The organism is Inediibacterium massiliense (assembly GCF_001282725.1).
Taxonomy (GTDB): Bacteria; Bacillota; Clostridia; order Peptostreptococcales; family Thermotaleaceae; genus Anaerophilus; species Anaerophilus massiliensis.
Map to the genome: position 1 here is coordinate 273,902 of NZ_LN876586.1, position 18,194 is coordinate 292,095.

Annotated in this window: 16 protein-coding genes, 1 rRNA gene and 2 other annotated features (1 of these 19 cut by a window edge); of the genes, 12 read left to right on the forward strand and 5 right to left on the reverse strand. The window is 31.2% G+C overall.

Features of this window, described 5'->3' with window-relative positions; translation table 11 throughout:
* Nucleotides 1–538: a sequence feature (23S ribosomal RNA rRNA prediction is too short), on the forward strand; it begins 1,253 nt to the left of the window's first position.
* 94 nt (nucleotides 539–632) lie between these two features.
* From rrf to BN2409_RS05150, 7 genes are all read left to right on the forward strand, one after another.
* A 5S ribosomal RNA gene (rrf, locus tag BN2409_RS05120) occupies nucleotides 633–749 on the forward strand.
* Between the two features lie 163 nt (nucleotides 750–912).
* Complete coding sequence (locus tag BN2409_RS05125) at nucleotides 913–1,419, forward strand: thioredoxin family protein (protein ID WP_053955582.1); 507 nt, start codon at nucleotides 913–915, stop codon at nucleotides 1,417–1,419.
* Nucleotides 1,420–1,727: 308 nt separating this feature from the next.
* A complete protein-coding gene (gene nrdJ / locus BN2409_RS05130) occupies nucleotides 1,728–4,079 on the forward strand; it encodes a ribonucleoside-triphosphate reductase, adenosylcobalamin-dependent (protein ID WP_330375379.1) in 2,352 nt (783 codons plus the stop codon).
* A 258-nt stretch (nucleotides 4,080–4,337) separates the two neighbouring features.
* A complete protein-coding gene (locus BN2409_RS05135) occupies nucleotides 4,338–5,132 on the forward strand; it encodes an AIM24 family protein (RefSeq protein WP_242847911.1) in 795 nt (264 codons plus the stop codon).
* A 13-nt stretch (nucleotides 5,133–5,145) separates the two neighbouring features.
* Nucleotides 5,146–5,835 (forward strand): TerD family protein, encoded by a 690-nt coding sequence (locus BN2409_RS05140; RefSeq protein ID WP_110942963.1) that lies wholly within the window; start codon nucleotides 5,146–5,148, stop codon nucleotides 5,833–5,835.
* Nucleotides 5,836–6,100: 265 nt separating this feature from the next.
* Entirely contained in the window at nucleotides 6,101–6,583 is a 483-nt protein-coding gene (locus tag BN2409_RS05145) for a hypothetical protein (protein ID WP_053955583.1), read from the forward strand.
* A 277-nt stretch (nucleotides 6,584–6,860) separates the two neighbouring features.
* Nucleotides 6,861–8,129: an ArsB/NhaD family transporter gene (locus BN2409_RS05150; RefSeq protein WP_330375380.1), complete on the forward strand. Its 1,269-nt coding sequence runs from the start codon at nucleotides 6,861–6,863 to the stop codon at nucleotides 8,127–8,129.
* Between the two features lie 31 nt (nucleotides 8,130–8,160).
* Here the strand turns inward: BN2409_RS05150 and BN2409_RS05155 are convergent, their stop codons facing one another.
* Nucleotides 8,161–9,369: a SpoIIE family protein phosphatase gene (locus BN2409_RS05155; RefSeq protein ID WP_053955585.1), complete on the reverse strand. Its 1,209-nt coding sequence runs from the start codon at nucleotides 9,367–9,369 to the stop codon at nucleotides 8,161–8,163.
* Between the two features lie 188 nt (nucleotides 9,370–9,557).
* Nucleotides 9,558–9,779, forward strand: a binding site (T-box leader).
* 40 nt (nucleotides 9,780–9,819) lie between these two features.
* Between BN2409_RS05155 and asnS the strand changes: the two genes are divergently transcribed.
* The 3 genes from asnS to BN2409_RS05170 are packed head-to-tail and all read left to right on the forward strand — an operon-like array spanning nucleotide 9,820 to nucleotide 12,104.
* Entirely contained in the window at nucleotides 9,820–11,211 is a 1,392-nt protein-coding gene (gene asnS, locus BN2409_RS05160) for an asparagine--tRNA ligase (RefSeq protein WP_053955586.1), read from the forward strand.
* Nucleotides 11,212–11,229: 18 nt separating this feature from the next.
* Nucleotides 11,230–11,652, forward strand: a complete 423-nt coding sequence (locus tag BN2409_RS05165) for a nucleoside recognition domain-containing protein (RefSeq protein WP_053955587.1) — start codon at nucleotides 11,230–11,232, stop codon at nucleotides 11,650–11,652.
* Nucleotides 11,649–12,104 (forward strand): nucleoside recognition domain-containing protein, encoded by a 456-nt coding sequence (locus BN2409_RS05170; RefSeq protein ID WP_110943031.1) that lies wholly within the window; start codon nucleotides 11,649–11,651, stop codon nucleotides 12,102–12,104. Before BN2409_RS05165 ends, BN2409_RS05170 begins: the two co-directional genes overlap by 4 nt.
* 17 nt (nucleotides 12,105–12,121) lie before the next feature.
* Here the strand turns inward: BN2409_RS05170 and BN2409_RS05175 are convergent, their stop codons facing one another.
* A complete protein-coding gene (locus BN2409_RS05175; RefSeq protein ID WP_053955589.1) occupies nucleotides 12,122–12,634 on the reverse strand; it encodes a ferritin in 513 nt (170 codons plus the stop codon).
* 221 nt (nucleotides 12,635–12,855) lie between these two features.
* Between BN2409_RS05175 and BN2409_RS05180 the strand changes: the two genes are divergently transcribed.
* Nucleotides 12,856–13,227 carry a VOC family protein gene (locus BN2409_RS05180; protein ID WP_053955590.1) on the forward strand — a complete coding sequence of 124 codons (372 nt, stop codon included), beginning with the start codon at nucleotides 12,856–12,858 and terminating at the stop codon, nucleotides 13,225–13,227.
* A 19-nt stretch (nucleotides 13,228–13,246) separates the two neighbouring features.
* Here the strand turns inward: BN2409_RS05180 and BN2409_RS05185 are convergent, their stop codons facing one another.
* The 3 genes from BN2409_RS05185 to BN2409_RS05195 form a co-directional block, all read right to left on the reverse strand.
* Nucleotides 13,247–13,678 carry a C-type lectin-like domain-containing protein gene (locus BN2409_RS05185; RefSeq protein ID WP_053955591.1) on the reverse strand — a complete coding sequence of 144 codons (432 nt, stop codon included), beginning with the start codon at nucleotides 13,676–13,678 and terminating at the stop codon, nucleotides 13,247–13,249.
* A 175-nt stretch (nucleotides 13,679–13,853) separates the two neighbouring features.
* Nucleotides 13,854–14,318, reverse strand: coding sequence for a DsrE/DsrF/DrsH-like family protein (locus BN2409_RS05190; protein ID WP_053956211.1), 465 nt, complete (start codon nucleotides 14,316–14,318; stop codon nucleotides 13,854–13,856).
* 80 nt (nucleotides 14,319–14,398) lie between these two features.
* On the reverse strand, nucleotides 14,399–15,733 hold the full coding sequence (locus BN2409_RS05195) for an aminotransferase class V-fold PLP-dependent enzyme (RefSeq protein ID WP_053955592.1): 1,335 nt from the start codon (nucleotides 15,731–15,733) through the stop codon (nucleotides 14,399–14,401).
* A gap of 178 nt (nucleotides 15,734–15,911) precedes the next feature.
* On the opposite strand from BN2409_RS05195, the gene fusA reads away from it, so the two are divergent.
* Complete coding sequence (gene fusA / locus BN2409_RS05200) at nucleotides 15,912–17,978, forward strand: elongation factor G (RefSeq protein WP_053955593.1); 2,067 nt, start codon at nucleotides 15,912–15,914, stop codon at nucleotides 17,976–17,978.
* Nucleotides 17,979–18,194: the final 216 nt, after the last annotated feature.

Sequence of the window (18,194 nt, forward strand, 5' to 3'; positions counted from 1 at the left end):
CAGGTCGAGCAAGGACGAAAGTCGGGCTTAGTGATCCGGTGGTTCCGAGTGGAAGGGCCATCGCTCAACGGATAAAAGCTACCCCGGGGATAACAGGCTTATCTCCCCCAAGAGTCCACATCGACGGGGAGGTTTGGCACCTCGATGTCGGCTCGTCTCATCCTGGGGCTGAAGTAGGTCCCAAGGGTTGGGCTGTTCGCCCATTAAAGAGGCACGCGAGCTGGGTTCAGAACGTCGTGAGACAGTTCGGTCCCTATCCGCTGTGGGCGCAGGAAATTTGAGAGGAGCTGTCCTTAGTACGAGAGGACCGGGATGGACATACCTCTGGTGTATCAGTTGTCGCGCCAGCGGCACGGCTGAGTAGCTATGTATGGACGGGATAAGCGCTGAAGGCATCTAAGCGCGAAGCCTCCCTCAAGATGAGATTTCCCACTTTTTAAGGTAAGACCCCAGATAGACCATCTGGTTGATAGGCCTAGGGTGTAAGGGCAGCAATGTCTTTAGCTGATAGGTACTAATCGGTCGAGGACTTGACCAGATTTTGCATTGTTTAATTTTGAAAGTATATATTTATGAGTTATACTACTGTTTTTAAAAAGGTATATAGAATAGACATAATAAAAAATAGATTATCTAGTGACAATAGCGAAGGAGTTATACCTGTTCCCATATCGAACACAGAAGTTAAGCCCTTCAGCGCTGATGGTACTTGGGCGGTAGCGCCCTGGGAGAGTAGGTCGTTGCTAGATAATTTTTTTTTATTGTAAGCAATGAAAAATTTGGTGGTGTTAGGATTAACAATTCTAAAAAACAATTTTTTACATATATATAAATTAAACCTTACTATATTTTTAAAACTTTTTAGAGAAGCTGTTGTTTTCATATGGATGAACGAAATAAGGGGGAGATCTAATGGATATACGAGAACTTTTCCAAAAGGGAATTTCTTTCATAGACTTTGTGAATCAAGACAAAGATACTTATAGGGAAAAAACACTAGAAATATATAATCACATTAAAATAGAGGAAGAAATTTTAGAAGGAATAGGATCTATTCATCATCTAGTTCATATTTTAGTATTTGCAGAAATATGGTGTCCTGATTGTATGATTAATGTACCTGCAGTACAAACGATAGCAGATCATAATTCAAATTTTAATATTTCTATTGTGTCAAGAGAGGGAAATGAAGATTATATGGAAGATTATAAAGTCAATGGAAAATCTAAAATTCCTACTTTTCTTATTATGGATGATGAATTTAATGTATTAGGTACTTTTGTGGAACAACCTCAAATGATTAAAGAAATAGAACAAAAAGGAAAACAGGTGGAAATTATTGTTGCTAAAAGAAAATATAGAAAAGGCGAGTATATAAACGAAACTATAAAAGAAATATTAGATATATCAAAAAAATAGATGGCTTTGAGCCATCTATTTTTTTGACAATATAACATTTAGCTGCTACAATATATAGTACTTCGAAAGAATACATATACTAAATAATGTGTAATATGTTAATCTATATTCTATATAGAGAATATATAGCGAGCATGTAAATAAAGTTATAAAATTCGCAAGCTCATGGCGCCAACGAAATTTTTTCATTTCATTCAAGATTTCCGTTGCTTAAAAAACGTCACTAAATTTTCAATAAATGCTCCTAATTTTTATAACTTTACTACAATTAGAAATAAAGGGATTTTTTATGAAAGGGGAATTTTATATTGGAAGTTATTAAAAGAAATAAAAAGATGGTTTCATTTGACTTAAAAAAGATTATAAATGCTATTGAAAGAGCCATGTCGGAAACAAAAATAGGAGTAGATTCAAATTTAAGTAAAGAAATTGCTAATTTAATATATGAAAAAATTAAAAAACAGAAACATCCCATACATGTAGAAGAAATACAAGATATGGTAGAAGAACTTTTAATGTCTAGCAATCGAAAAGATGTTGCAAAAACATACATAATTTATCGAGAAGAACATAACAAGCTTAGAAAGATAAAAAAAATAAAAAAAATTGGATTGTTAACAGATGAATTTATAAGTCAATACAAGCATAGATCTTCTCCCATGGGGCATCTTGGTAATTTTGTATATTATAGAACTTATTCTAGATGGCTTCCAGAACAAAAAAGAAGAGAATATTGGTGGGAGACAGTAAGACGTGCTGTTGAATACAATTGTGGTCTTGTTCCTACTTCTAAGGAAGAAGCAGAAAAATTATATGACAATGTCTATAATTTAAGACAATTTTTGTCAGGAAGAACTTTTTGGGTAGGAGATACTCCTGTGGCAAGAAATTATCCCATGGCAAACTATAATTGTGCATTTCTTATAATAGATTCCTTTGAGAGTTTTAAAGATCTTTTTTATCTTCTTATGATTGGATCTGGCGTAGGAGTTAGAGTATTAAAAGAAGATATAAAAACTCTTCCAAAGGTTCGTATAGATTATGAAATGATTCACAAGGATTATACACCTACTCCTATTTTAGAGAGAGAAGATTGTACAAGCTTAGAATTCTTTCACAATCATACTGTCAAAATTACAGTAGGAGATAGCAAAGAAGGGTGGACTCAAGCTTTAGATTTCTTTCTCAAATTAATTTATAGCAATGAATATAGAAATGTAAAAACTGTGATTGTAGATTATGATCATGTAAGACCAAAAGGGGAAAAACTCAAAACTTTTGGAGGAACTGCTAGTGGTCATTCTAGCCTTAAAAATATGTTTGTAAAAATAGATAAAGTTTTAAAAAGAAATAGAATAGAATATGCTCATAAAAGAGTGAAATTAAAGCCTATTGACTGTTTGGATATTGCTAATATTATAGGAGAAAATGTGGTAGTTGGAGGAGTTAGACGTACTGCAGAGATGATTTTAATTGATCCAAATGATTATGAATCCATTGAAGCAAAATCTAATTTATATAAAAAAATTAATGGACAATGGAGGGTAGATCAAGAAATTATTCATAGACAAATGAGTAATAATTCTATTTATTATACAGCTAAGCCTACAAGAGAAAAATTGCATTGGCAGATTGAAAAAATGAGATATTCAGGAGAACCAGGATGGGTCAATGCAGAAGCAGCCTCCAAGAGAAGACCAGATATGAATGGAGTAAATCCTTGTGGAGAAATATTACTAGATTCAAAAGGTCTTTGTAATCTTACAACCATTAATGTATATGCTTTTATAAAAGAAGATCACACCTTAGATGTAGAAGGTTTAGTAGAGGCTCAGAGACTTTCTGTAAGAGCTGGATATAGAATGACATGTGTAGAGTTAGAACTCCCTAAATGGAATGATGTACAACAAAGGGACAAACTTGTAGGATGTTCGTTAACAGGATGGCAAGACATGGTCAATATGACAGAGATGATGAAAGAAAATCAAGAAGAAGTATTGAAAGTTCTAAGAGATGCGGCTCATGAAGAAGTAGAAAAATACGCAAAAGAAATTGGACAAAATAAGCCTCTTTTAGTAACTACAGTAAAACCTGAAGGAACACTCAGTCAACTTCCTACTGTATCTAGTGGAGTTCATTATTCTCACTCTCCATATTATATAAGAAGGATTCGTATTAGTGCAGATGATCCATTGGTAAAGGTATGTGAAGAATTAGGATATCCTGTATTCCCTGAAGTAGGGCAAGAGTGGGATACTTGTGCTACAAAGGTAGTAGAATTTCCTGTAAAAGCCCCTTTCGGAAAAACCAAATATGATGTTTCTGCAATTGAGCAATTAGAGAATTATAGAATGTTTATGAAATATTATGTAGATCATAATTGTTCTATTACGGTTCATGTAAGAGAACATGAATGGGAAGAAGTAGAACAATGGGTTTGGGATCATTGGCATGAGGTAGTCGCTCTTTCGTTTTTATCTTTAGATGATAATTTTTATAAGCTGCTCCCTTATGAAGCCATAGATGAAAAAGATTATAACAAAAGAGTGAAAGAAATGAAACCTTTTGTACCTTCTTTAATTAGAAAATATGAAAAAGAAGAAATAGAGATAGATTTAGGCAATGAAAGTTGTGAAGGGGGCATTTGTCCAATTAGATAGAAGTGCTTTTAAGAAATTCTGAGTTTATAGATAAAGTCATAAAAAACATCACTAAATTTTCAATAATTGTTTCTTATTTCTAAGCAACGGAAATCTTGAATGAAATGAAAAGATTTCGTTGGCGCCATGAGTTTGCGAATTTTATGACTTTGCTAAAATATAGTTTGTCTTTAGTCGGAGAAGTGCTTTTAAGCACTTCTTTGTTTATAACTAAAAAGAAAAGTGATATAATAAATAAAAAAATAAGGAGGCAAGTATATGACCTTTCAAATGTCAACCTATGAACACTTAACAGGAGCCACAAAACAAACGCCTTCCTATTCTTGTGTAGCACAAGGAAATGGATTTTTCTTTGCAAAAAAAGGAGCTATGGTAGCAGATCAAGGAAGCTTCAAATATGAGAAGGTTCTTTTAGATCCTAATGCAGGAGCAGGAATTGCAAGAGGAATTATGAATAATATTTCTAGAAGACTAACAGGCGAGAATATGGAAATTATGAAAGTAACAGGAAATGGTATGTGTGTATTAGCTTTTCAAGGAAAGAATGTAACCATTGTACCTCTTCAGTCTGGAGAAAAAATAGGTGTAGAAGCAGAAAATATATTAGCATTTTCGGGAAATCTAACTTATGGAGTTCGATTCATAGGAGCAGGAGTTTTATCACAAAAGGGAATGTTTACAACAAATTTTGAGAATCGATCTTCAGAAGTAGGCTATGTAGCCATTATTACAGAGGGCAATGCCATTGTACTTCAAACTCCATGCAGGGTAGATCCTGATGCGATTATATGTTGGACAGGATCAGATCCTAATTTAAAAACAGATATTAATTGGAAGACATTTATTGGACAAACTTCAGGAGAATCCTATATGTTTGAATTTTCTCAAGGAGGACAAACTGTTGTATTGCAGCCTTCAGAAAGAAAAGCAGGATTAGATGTGGGGATTGATAGAGGAGGACCTATCGGAAGTCAATCTAGTGCATTTGAAAATTCTGTAGAGAGTGGACAAAATATGATGAATACTTTAGGAAACTTCTTTGGAAATAGATAAAGGAGGAAATAATATGGGGCTTAGTGGAATTTCAGGGTTAGGAGGAAATATAAATCCCAATCCACAAGAAGAAGGATTAAACAGCTTAGGAGGACTTACAGGAAGTAATGTAGTATCTTTAAAAAAGGGACAAAAAGTATCTTTAAAGAAAGCAGCGCAAGATGCAGGAGTAGCTGGAAGTTTATCTAAAATTCATGTGGGATTAGGATGGGATGTAAACAAATTTGATGGAAAAGATTTTGATCTAGATGTATTTACTTTTGCTGTAAAGGAAGATGGAAAAGTAAGAGATGAAAAAGATTTTGTATTTTATGGGAATCCTAATCCACAAGGTCTCTCAGTTTCTTTTGGAGGAGACAATCGAACAGGGCAGGGTTCAGGAGACGATGAGATAATTTTAGTAGATTTAGCAGGGATTCCTCTTGATATTCATAAAATAATTTTTGCCATTACCATTTATGAAGGAAAAGAAAGGGGACAAAATTTTGGAATGGTTGACAATGCTTTTGTCCGCTTAGCAGATAAAAATACAGGAAAAGAATTTTTAAGATATGATTTATCAGAAGAGTATAGTATGGAGACAGCAGTAGTAGTAGGAGAAATGTATAGACATAATGGAGAATGGAAATTTAATGCTATAGGATCAGGTTTTAAAGATGGATTGGTGGCACTTTGTGCTTGTTATGGAGTTAGTGCAGAATAAGGACTATAAAAATTCCTTCCTAGTGATCATTATGATGATTAGAAAGGAATTTTTTATGTGAATCAAAATAGTATATATAGAAAAAATAATAAAATTTTTTTTTGCTACATATATATATTAGAGACATTTATATAAGTAGGTTTCAACCATAGGTAAATATGTAAATACATAGGAATACCCAATTTTTGTAATTGTACTTTTAGAAAAACTGTATTATCATACAAGTAAGGAGAATATTTCGATGATTAAAAGGAGATGAATGAATATGAACCGAAAGTTCATAAATGTAGAGGGAAATATTCATCAGATTAAGCTTCAACAATTAGGAGCACAGGTTGAGGTTATTCAAGGGATTATGTATTTTGTACAAATGGATATTGAAGATACAAAGTTAAAATATGTTTATCATGTTAATGAAAAAGGAGATTATTTTATTCAGCGAAGAGCTCCATATCCTATTAATTTAGGTACATATTCTTCCCATGAAGATGTTGTAAATATTATTAAACATGATATATTACAAATGAAAAATGCAAAGAGAAGTAAAAAATTTGATAAATTCATAGAGATCAATCAAACACTTAGTGAAATTGCTCAAAATTTTGAAGAATTGTATTTATACTATAATGTAGCAGGCGTACAAACCAAAAAATTTGATGCAAAAATTGAAGAATTAAAAAGATTGATCAAAGAGACAAAGGATCAAAGTAAACGAGTATATTTTGAAAAAGAACCAGATCATATATAGAATATGTACAAATTCATATGAATAAAGTCAAAAAAATGAATTGCATAGAGCAATTCATTTTTTTGACTTTTCAGTAAACAATAAAAAGTAGAAGATTTTAATAGAAAACAGAATAAAAGCAGAGGAAATGAAAGATGTTGTAAGAGTTATACATTTATTTGACCATAATGAGCAGAAATTAATAAAAAGCATAATTAAAGTCAAGATATTACATTTTATTATTTGTAGAGAAAAGCATACAATGTATTCATTGTTATAATTTAAAGAGGAGGGGATGATGTTGACATTATTTTTAACCGTATCCATTTTTATACTAACTTATGCAGTGATTATATCAGAAAAAATTAATCGTATGACGATTTCTTTTTTTGGAGTTATTTTACTTGTATTATTTCATGTGATTGATTTAAAATTTGCTTTTTCATCTATTGATTTTGATACAATTTCTTTGCTAATTGGAATGATGATTATTGTAAATATTACAAAAAGAACAGGGGTTTTTCAGTATATAGCTATTCGATCAGCAAAACTTGCGAAAGGAGATCCTTGGAAAATATTACTTATTTTATCTATTATTACAGCAGTTTCTTCTGCTTTATTAGACAATGTAACTACTGTTTTACTGATTGCTCCTATTACTTTAGTTATGACAGAAGCATTAGAAATTGATCCTATTCCATTTATGTTTGCTCAGATTCTTTCAGCTAATATAGGAGGAACAGCTACTTTAATTGGGGACCCTCCTAATATTATGATTGGAAGTGAAACGGGATTAGGATTTATGGACTTTTTATTGAATTTATTTCCTGTTGTCTTCATTATATTTATTAGTACATTATTTTTATTAAAAAGAAGATATAAGTCTAGCCTTCATGTAGAAGAAAGATTAAAGAAAAAAATAATGAAGATGGATGAAAAATTAGCTTTAACAGATATTAAATTATTAAAAAAATCCATGACTGTCTTAATGTGTACTATTATTGGATTTGCCATTCATCAGTTTATAGGATTAGAAACTGCAACGGTAGCATTGTCAGGAGCAGCAATACTATTACTTATTAGTAATATAGATCCTGAAGAGATTTTACATGAAATAGAGTGGATTACTATATTTTTCTTTGCATTTTTATTTATATTAGTAGCAGCTTTAGAGAATGTAGGAGTAATTGATTGGATTGCCCATGGTATGGTAGATTTAACAAAAGGAAATCTAGTTTTTACAGCACTTTTAATATTATGGGTTTCTGCTTTAGCATCTTCATTCTTAGATAATATTCCTTTTGTAGCAACTATGATTCCACTTATCAAAAGTATAGGTGCTTTATCTACTTTTAACATTCTTCCTTTATGGTGGGCATTAGCATTAGGAGCTTGTTTAGGAGGAAATGGAACCATGATTGGAGCGTCTGCTAATGTAGTAGTAGCAGGAATATTAGAAAAACACAATCATAAGATTTCTTTTATACATTATATGAAAGTAGCATTTCCTTTAATGATCTTATCTATTATTATTTCTACTATCTATTTATATATATTTTATTTATAGTAAAAATAGAAAGGAGCTGATGTTCAGCTCCTTAAATTTTTACCTCCATTCCTAAAATACATATATCATCTTCAAAATCTTTAATTTTTTTATATTCAGAGATATCTTCATATATATGATGAATAAGAGAGGCAATATTTTCATTTTGATATTTTAATATAAATTCTTTTAAAGTGGTTGTATGAGATGGAGAATGGTCTATAGATTCAGTTAATCCATCTGTATAAAAAATAAGTTTATCCTTTGGCTTAAGGTGAATAGTTTTACTTTCAAAGTTGATATTTTCAAATACACCTAAAACAGTACTTCCACCTGTTTTTAATTCTATATATTCATGGTTTCGGATTAATATAGGATAGGGGTGGCCACATCTTATATAAGTAAATTCATGAGTTTTTATGTTATAAATTCCATAAAGAGCTGTTAAGTACATAGTTGTACCAATATTCATTAATTTCTTATTCAAATAGCTCATGAGTACAGCTGGATGATTAAATAAATATTTTCCTGTTTCCATAATAGCTTTTACCATTGCTGTAACCATGGCAGCAGGAACTCCATGACCAGATATATCACTTAAAAAAATCCCTATAGTATCTTCATCAATTTTTATAAAATCATACAAATCTCCACCAATTTCTTCAAGAGGTTGGTAAATAGAAGTTAATGAGATTCCTTCTAATTCAGGTATCTTTTTAGGAATTAAATTTTGTTGAACATTTTTTGCAAGGAATAGCTCGTCTTTCAAACGTTTGTGATAAGATTCAATCATCTTATTTCTTTCCTCTAATTTTTTCTTACTGATTTCTATTTGGGTAATGTCATCTAAAATGATGATAACCATATCTTCTTCATTAAAAGTAATATGTTTTGTAGTAAATTGAAAATATTTTTCTATACATTGATCTTTTATATAAAACTGTCTATTGAATACATTTTTGAAAGTAGGAGTTTTTTCTTTAAATGCTTTCATAATAGATTTTCTGATAAGACATTTATCGCAATTACTAGTAGAACCACAATTTTTTTTCTCTTCAATTGTATATTTGCATCCTATAACATTGCCACAAAGATTACCAATAATTTGATCTTCTCTTTTATTAAATAATATTTGAAAAGGTTCATTAAATTGTTGAACTTCTATATTTCTATCTACCAAAAGAATAGCAGAAGTAATATTTTCAAAAATTGTATTTAAAAAAAAGTTGGAATCTTTTAGTTCTTTTAAAGATACTTTCATAGGATCACCTCAAAGAAACTTTTTATTTATTGTATCATATATCATAAAAAGAATGTAAAAATTCTAGATATAAAAAAGGAAAATAAGATGAATTGTAGAATGAAAGCATATAGATTCAAAAGTTTTGGGTAAAATAGTTTTGACAGATTATTTCCTAAATATTATAATATCCATAATGACAAATATAGATAAATACAAGGACGAGAAGAGTACATATAAGATAAAGTCATAGCGAGTCAGTGACGGTGGGAGACTGATACAAAGCTTATATGGAAGAACATCTCTGAGTTTCTAACCAAAATCCGTGAGAAAGTAGGCTTAGACGGAATCAGGCCGTTACAACTGATGACCAAGTTGGCTAAGATTTAGCAATTAGGGTGGCACCGCGAATAAAACCTTTCGTCCCTTTCATGAGACGAAGGGTTTTTGTATGAAAAGGGAGGTAAAAATATGAAAACAACTTTAGTAAGAGATCTTTATAAAGATTATGAAAAATTTAATGATCAAGAATTGATTATTGCAGGTTGGGTAAGAACATTAAGAGCATCTAAAGCGTTTGGATTTATTGAAGTAAATGATGGAACTTTCTTTAAAAATATTCAAGTAGTTTTTGAAGAAGGGTTAGAGAATTTTGCAGAAATATCAAAGCTTACGATTAGTTCATCTATTATTGTAACAGGAAAGATTGTACTTACACCAGATGCAAAGCAACCTTTTGAAATTAAGGCAACAAATATTTTAGTAGAAGGAAATTCAGATGGAGATTATCCTCTTCAAAAGAAAAGACATAGCCTAGAATTTTTAAGAAGCATTGCACATTTAAGATTTAGAAGCAATACCTTCTCAGCAGTATTTCGTGTACGTTCTATTGCAGCTTTTGCAATTCATAAATTTTTTCAAGAAAAAGGATTTGTATATGCCCATACGCCTATTATCACAGGAAGTGATTGTGAAGGGGCAGGAGAAATGTTTAGAATATCTACTATAGATTTTGATAATATCCCAAGAACTGAAGAAGGAAAAGTAGATTATAAAGAGGATTTCTTCGGAAAAGAAACAAATCTTACAGTAAGTGGTCAGCTAGAAGCAGAAGCTTATGCATTAGCTTTTAGAAATGTATATACATTTGGACCTACCTTTAGAGCTGAAAATTCTAATACAGCAAGACATGCGGCAGAGTTTTGGATGATAGAGCCTGAAATTGCATTTGCAGATTTAGGAGATGATATGGAGCTAGCAGAAGAAATGATCAAATATGTTATGAAATATGTAATGGAAAATGCTCCAGATGAAATGAACTTTTTCAATCAATTTATAGACAAAGGATTGATAGAAAGATTAAATCATATTATTCATTCTGATTTTGAAAGGGTAACTTATACAAAAGCTGTAGAATTATTAAAAGAATCAGGTCAAAAGTTTGAATATGATGTAGAATGGGGCTGTGATCTTCAAACAGAGCATGAGAGATATTTAACAGAGAAAATATTTAAAAAGCCTACCTTTGTAACAAATTATCCAAAAGAGATCAAAGCGTTTTATATGAGATTAAACGATGATCAAAAAACTGTAGCAGCAATGGATCTTTTAGTTCCAGGAGTAGGTGAAATTATAGGAGGAAGTCAAAGGGAAGAAAGAATAGATATACTAGAAAGTAGAATGGATGAGATGAATCTTCCTAAAGAAGATTATTGGTGGTATTTAGAGCTTAGAAAATATGGAGGAACAAAGCACGCAGGTTTTGGACTTGGATTTGAAAGACTCATTATGTATATAACAGGAATGAGTAATATACGAGATGTGATTGCTTTCCCTAGAACTGCTAATTATGCGGAATTTTAGAGAATAAGGAGTGGGCGTATGCTTGAGTCTATTAAAGAGGGTATTAAAAAAGGAATAGAAACAACTTGGATGTTAGGTAAAATTATTATCCCTGTATATCTATTTATAACGATTTTAAAATATACACCTGTACTTGAATACATTGCTCAAATTTTTAGCCCATTGATGAAACTATTTAACTTGCCTGGAGAGGCAGCTATTGTATTAGTCTTAGGAAATTGCTTGAATATATATGCCGCTATTGGTGCCATTAAGGCTATAGATCTAACGCCTATGGAAGTAACTACCTTAGCAGTCATGCTATCTTTTTGCCATTCTTTATTTATGGAAACAGCTGTTGTAAAACAATTAAAAGTCAATGTGATCAAGGTGATTTTACTTCGAGCAGGACTTGCGGTAGGAGTAGGAATGGTTATAGGACAGGTAGGTGCATGGATATGATTATGATTTTGAAAGAAGGAGTTATAGGAAGTTTAAAATCAGTTTATACCATTGCAGTAATTGTAATTCCTTTGATGGTTATTTTACAGCTGGCAAAAGATTATCACATATTAAACAAAATTGCAGAAAAGTTTATATTTATTACGAAATTGTTTTCTATTTCCAAAGAAGCGATTGTACCTCTTTTAGTAGGACTTATTTTTGGAATATCCTATGGAGCAGGAGTAATTGTTCAAAGTTCTAAGGAAGGAGATCTTACAAAAGTAGATCTTGTTCTTTTGATTACCTTTTTAGTTACTTGTCATGCTATATTTGAAGATACATTAGTATTTGTAGCCGTAGGTGCAAATGGATATTTATTATTAGGGATTAGACTATTGATGGCTATCGTGATTACTTATTTCTTATCTAAAAGATTGTCTAAAAAAATATCTGTAAAACAACAAGAATAAGGATCTTTTAAAGATCCTTATTCTTGTGTTGTTGGAGGGACAAAGGTTCTTTGGGCAAGTTCTGTATCTAACATATAAAGGGCATTGCTATTTTCACTAATTCTTTCTAACTTTTTAACAAGAGCGCCAAAGTTTGATTCTTCTTCTACTTGTTCATCAATAAACCATTTTAAGAAGCTTATGGTAGCATGTTCTCTTTCTTCAGTAGCTAGATCTGTAAGATCATATATTCTTTTTGTTACTATTCTTTCATGAGCCAATCCCTTTTTAAAAACATCTAAAATAGATGCATATTCATTTTCAGGATCCTCGAAAGAAGAAATATTTACTCGTCCTCCCATTTCGGATATATAATTAAATATTTTCATGGCATGAAATCTTTCTTCTTCTGCTTGAACGATAAAGAAGTTAGAAAACCCATCTAAATCCTCTGAAGCACAAAAACCTGCCATAGCTAAGTATACATGAGCAGAATAAAACTCATAATTCATTTGATCATTTAAAGCATTCATCAATTTTTCACTAATCATTATAAATCCTCCTCTTTGCAATAAGTTATAGATTTTAAAAATAAGTATATAAAATTATGGATTCAAAATTTTATCTATATTTATTATGGTACCACAAAAGATTATGGTTTAAACAAAAATTTCCTATTTTGAAAATATTATATATATTGAGATGAAAAAGACGTTGACAAAAAAATAGAAAAATGGCAATATGAAAGAAAATTAGAAAGAAGGTGTATCATATGGAATTTACTTTTAATCATAATAATATCAATGTATTTGATCTTCAAAAAAGTATAGATTTTTATAAAGATGCATTAGGTTTAGTAGAGACCAAAAGAAAAGAAGCACAAGATGGAAGTTTTACTTTGGTATTTTTAGGAGATAGTAAAACTCATCATAAAATTGAATTGACTTGGCTAAGAGATAGAACGACACCTTATAATCTAGGAGATAATGAGAGTCACTTGGCATTTACTACAGATGATTATAAAAAAGCTCATGATCATCATGAAAAAATGGGATGTATCTGTTTTGAAAACAAAGAAATGGGATTATATTTTATCAATGATCCAGATGGGTATTGGATCGAAATTCTTCCAGAGAAAAGATAAGACAGGCTTTGCCTGTCTTTTATCCTATCATTCTTTGTTTCTTTTCATTTGGATAGATTCCAAGCATATAATAAGAACAAGGTTTTAAGAAATATTTATCCTTTGGAATTTGCTCTTTGATAAATTCTGCAATAAACGCACTTTCTAAATCACTTTGAATCATAACCAAAGGAAGATTTCCACCATATCCTCTTTTTTGACATTCTTTAGGAGTGAGAAGTTGACATTCATCTTGGATTTTCTCTTGCTTTAAAATAAAAAGAACTTCTTTGGCAGCGCTTGTTTTAATATATTGTATATATTCTTCGTAAAAAACATCAAAAGATTTTTTATTTGTTCTTCTTAACCAACTTCCATATTTTTTTATTCTCCTATTTTGACTACATTTATCTTTTTTGGGAACGCCCAACGCATTAAGATGTTCTTCATACATTTTTTTTGTAATTTTCATTTTAATACCCCCAATGAAACATTCTTTTGCAACATAATCTTACTTAATCTTTTCTTTAAAGTTATAAAGATTCCTCTAAGAAAAGAAAAAAATTCAGAATTTTCGTTCGACTACATTTTTTGTATATGTTTCATTTTTTGTTAAGGGATCAATGAATCAATCACATTTTGTAAAATTAGATAAATAATTGAATATCTGAGCCGAGTGCATCTTCTATGTATTCTTTTGAAGTAATCACTTCTAGTTCAGGCAGCAACTCTTCTTTTTGAAAGCCCATAATTTCCATGGAAAGTTTACATCCATAAAATTTGACACCTTTTTTAATAGCACCCTTTAAAAAGGCTGTTAAAGAAGGTGCATCATCATCCTTCATCATGGAAATGAGCATTTGCTTTCCTATTCCACTAAAGTTCATTTTAGATAAAGGAAGGTCTTCTGGACCCTTTGGAGTCATAGCAGCAAACATTTTTTCAAAATTTGTTTTATCTTCCATGCTCATTTTTTCAGGATCTCTTAATAATAAAAGACCCCAAAAGGCAAAAAATAATGTGACATCTATATTCATTTCTCTTGCTGTATTGGCTAGGATCATGGCAGCTAGTGCTTTATCGTAGTCTCCGCTAAATATAAGCAAACTCATTTTTTTCAATGATTCAAGCTCCTTTCTATAAAATATAATTGTGCTTTTAGTCTAACCTATTTTGTAAAAAAAAATCCTCCCTAAAGAGAGGAATCAAAATCTTTGTATTTGTTTATATAAAAATCTCTATTTTTAGAGATTTTTTTAAGCATATTTATGAATACATCAATTTCATCATAGTCATTATAAAGACCAAAACTAATTCGAACCATTCCAGGATGTACCATAAGAGGATCATTTATTCTTTCCTCAATATCTTCTTGTGAAAGACCTAAAAGATTTTGAATATAAGGTTGAGCACAAAAACACCCATTTCTAACAGCAATACCAGATTCACAAGATAATATATAGGCTAGTAGGTTATGAGGGATATTTTCCATATTAAAAGAGATAATACTAATCCGATCTTCATAATCTTCATCTCCATAAATTTTTATATAAGGAATATTCTTTAATTGTTTTAAGGTATATCGAATTAAATTTCTTTCATATTTTTCTATATGATCCATACCAATTTGAGAAAGAGTTTGGATAGCTTTAGTCAAAGCAAGGACTCCCATAAGATTTGGAGTGCCAGATTCTTCTTTAGAAGGAGGCTCAGTCCACTTAATAAAATCATGGGTAACCATATCTACAGTACCTCCTCCAGGATATTCAGGAGGTCCGTTTTCAAAGATATTTTTTGATCCTATTAATACACCACTACCAAAAGGAGCATACATTTTGTGAGCAGAAAAAACAACATAATCAATATACTCTAAAGGATGAGATCCTTTCATAGAAAAGGGTCCATGTGGAATAAGTTGAGCACCATCTACCAATATTTGTGCTCCATACATATGAGCTAATTTTCCTATTTCATGAATAGGATTTTTATATCCAGTTACATTAGAAGCTCCTGTAACAGTGACTAGTGCTACTTGATCTTTATATTTCTCAAGTTTATTCTTTAAATCATCTAAACAAAGTTTTCCTAATGTATTTACTTGAATATAGTCTATATGATAGTGATTTCTCCAAGGAAGGTCATTAGAATGATGTTCCATATAAGTAGATAATACAACCTTTTTTTCACTACATAATCGATAAGCAATTTTATTGATGGCTTCTGTAGCATTTTTTACAAAAATGACAGTATCTTTTTTTTCATCAGCTTCTACAAAATTTCTTACAATTTCTCTACATTTTTCATAAATAGAAGAAGAAAATTGAGATTTATATCCTGTCCCTCTATGAATAGAAGAATACCATGGAGAAAAATTTATAATTTCATAAATGACGGACCATAGGGGAGGTGTTGTAGCAGCATTGTCAAAATTAATAGCTTTTACCCATCTACCATTAGATAGGGGAATAAATGTATCTACACCAACAAAAAGATTTCTAAAGGGAGACTTTAAAAATTTCTTATTCAATAGAGTTCACCCGCCTTACAGGACTTTACTAATTATTTTATGCATAGAAGGAGAAAAGAGTGAAATAAATTTTATTGAATAAATTATAAAATAAGAAGGAATTTTCAGAATAGTAAAGAATATATTTAATAAAGTTGTCTAAAGATTACAACAAATTCTGGAATGAGGGGGAAGTAATATGAAGGAATATGGAAGTGATCAAATAAGGAATGTGGCATTCGTAGGACATGGGGGGTGTGGAAAAACTGCTTTAACAGAAGCTATTTTATATACAACAAAAGTTACAAATAGATTAGGAAAAACGGAAGAAGGAAATACTATATCAGATTTTGACAAACAAGAGATCGAGAGAAAACTTTCCATCAATACCAGTGTGATTCCTATTGAGTGGGATCGATATAAATATAATATATTAGATACACCAGGTTACTTTGATTTTATAGGAGAAGTCAATAGTACTCTTCGTGTAGCAGGAGGAGCAATTATTGTAGTAGATGCAAGTTCTGGTGTGGAAGTAGGAACAGAAAAGGCATGGAAGTATGCAAACAATAAAAAAATGCCTAAATTCATATTCCTCAATAAAATGGATAAAGAAAATGTAAATTATGATAAAGTCATTAACCAATTGAGAGAAAAATTTGGAAAGGCCGTTGCACCTTTTGCAATTCCCTTGGGAACGGACCATGGATTGAGGGGATTTGTAAATGTAGTAGATCTAATTGCAAGAGAATATAATGGAAAAGAATGTGTAGATGCTCCCATTAAAGAAGAATGGATGGAAAAAATTCTACCCATTAGAGAGATGCTTATAGAATCAGTAGCAGAAAGCGATGAAATGCTAATGGAAAAATATTTTGAAGGAGAGGAATTTAGCCAAGAGGAGATTCATGAGGGCTTAAGAAAAGGTGTATTAGCAGGAGAGATTGTACCTGTGTTAGTGGGTTCTGCAGCAAATAATATAGGTGTACATACACTTTTGGAAATGATCAATCATTATATGCCTAGTCCTAAGGATATGACAGGATATGAAGGAGTAAGTCCTCATGATGGAAAAAAAGTGGTAAGAAATATAAGGGAAGAAGAACCTTTTTCTGCATTGATCTTTAAAACCATTGTAGACCCATATATAGGGAAAATTTCACTAATGAAAGTAATTTCAGGTAGTCTTACAGGAGATATGGAAGTATATAACCCTGAAAAAGAGCAATTAGAGAAAATAGGAAATCTATTTTTGATGAGAGGAAAAAGTCAAATTCCAGTACAAAAAGTAGTAGCAGGGGATATTGTAGCTGTATCAAAACTTCAGTATACACAAACAGGAGATACTTTATGTGATAAGATTGCTCCTATTCAATACTCTAAAATAGAATTTCCACAACCTACTCTCTTTATGGCTGTAGAACCGAAGGCAAAGGGAGACGAAGAAAAAATAGGGACAGGATTACATAGATTAGCAGAAGAAGATCCAAGCTTTATGGTTTATCGTAATACAGAAACGAAACAAACATTAATTGGTGGCCAAGGAGATATGCATATAGATGTGATTACCAGCAAATTAAAAAATAAATTTGGTGTAGACGTAAATATTGTAGATCAAATCATTCCTTATCGTGAAACAATAAAAGGAAAAGCTGATGTACAAGGAAAGCATAAAAAGCAATCTGGTGGACATGGACAATATGGAGACGTAAAAATAAGATTCGAACCTGTAGAAGAAGAATTTTTATTTGAGGAAGAAATTTTTGGAGGTTCTGTGCCTAAAAACTATATTCCAGCTGTTGAAAAAGGACTTAGGGAATGTCTAGATTGTGGAGTATTAGCAGGATATCCTGTAGTAAATTTAAGAGCTATTTTATATGATGGATCTTATCATGATGTGGATTCATCAGAAATGGCATTTAAAATTGCAGCATCCTTAGCATTTAAAAAAGGAATGCAGGAAGCAAATCCAGTTTTATTAGAACCTATTATGCGTGTAGAAATTATTGTTCCAGATGATTATATGGGAGATATTATGGGAGATATGAATAAAAGAAGAGGAAGAATTCTTGGAATGGAGCCTTTAGAAGATGGAAGTCAAAAGGTTATTGCAGAGGCTCCTCAAGCAGAATTATTTAAATATGCCATTGACCTTCGCTCTATGACTCAAGCAAGGGGAAGCTTTACTATGGAATTTACTAGGTATGAAGAAGTTCCAGGTCAACTTACCCCTAAAATTATTGAAGCTACAAAGGCAAGAAAGTAAAATATAGTTTCTCAACAGTTTAAAGCCAATCTAGGATTGGCTTTTTTCTATGATAGATAAAAAGAGAGATAAAGGGTAAAAATATACAGAAAGATAAAGAAAAACAAGGATGATGATGATTAATTTTCAAAAAAAGGGAAATAAACAAGAAGATAGCCCTTGAAAATATGATAAAAATTCATTAAAATATACTAAAGTCAAAGAAAGTCAAAAAGG

Coding starts and splice junctions, on each gene's coding strand:
- BN2409_RS05170 (WP_110943031.1), top strand. CDS start 11,649: ATGATTATGATTTTGAAAGAAGGAGTTATAGGAAGTTTAAAATCAGTT.
- BN2409_RS05190 (WP_053956211.1), bottom strand. CDS start 14,318: ATGAGTTTGCTTATATTTAGCGGAGACTACGATAAAGCACTAGCTGCC.
- BN2409_RS05165 (WP_053955587.1), top strand. CDS start 11,230: ATGCTTGAGTCTATTAAAGAGGGTATTAAAAAAGGAATAGAAACAACT.
- BN2409_RS05185 (WP_053955591.1), bottom strand. CDS start 13,678: ATGAAAATTACAAAAAAAATGTATGAAGAACATCTTAATGCGTTGGGC.
- BN2409_RS05155 (WP_053955585.1), bottom strand. CDS start 9,369: ATGAAAGTATCTTTAAAAGAACTAAAAGATTCCAACTTTTTTTTAAAT.
- fusA (WP_053955593.1), top strand. CDS start 15,912: ATGAAGGAATATGGAAGTGATCAAATAAGGAATGTGGCATTCGTAGGA.
- BN2409_RS05175 (WP_053955589.1), bottom strand. CDS start 12,634: ATGATTAGTGAAAAATTGATGAATGCTTTAAATGATCAAATGAATTAT.
- BN2409_RS05145 (WP_053955583.1), top strand. CDS start 6,101: ATGAACCGAAAGTTCATAAATGTAGAGGGAAATATTCATCAGATTAAG.
- BN2409_RS05125 (WP_053955582.1), top strand. CDS start 913: ATGGATATACGAGAACTTTTCCAAAAGGGAATTTCTTTCATAGACTTT.
- BN2409_RS05180 (WP_053955590.1), top strand. CDS start 12,856: ATGGAATTTACTTTTAATCATAATAATATCAATGTATTTGATCTTCAA.
- BN2409_RS05135 (WP_242847911.1), top strand. CDS start 4,338: ATGACCTTTCAAATGTCAACCTATGAACACTTAACAGGAGCCACAAAA.
- BN2409_RS05150 (WP_330375380.1), top strand. CDS start 6,861: ATGTTGACATTATTTTTAACCGTATCCATTTTTATACTAACTTATGCA.
- BN2409_RS05140 (WP_110942963.1), top strand. CDS start 5,146: ATGGGGCTTAGTGGAATTTCAGGGTTAGGAGGAAATATAAATCCCAAT.
- asnS (WP_053955586.1), top strand. CDS start 9,820: ATGAAAACAACTTTAGTAAGAGATCTTTATAAAGATTATGAAAAATTT.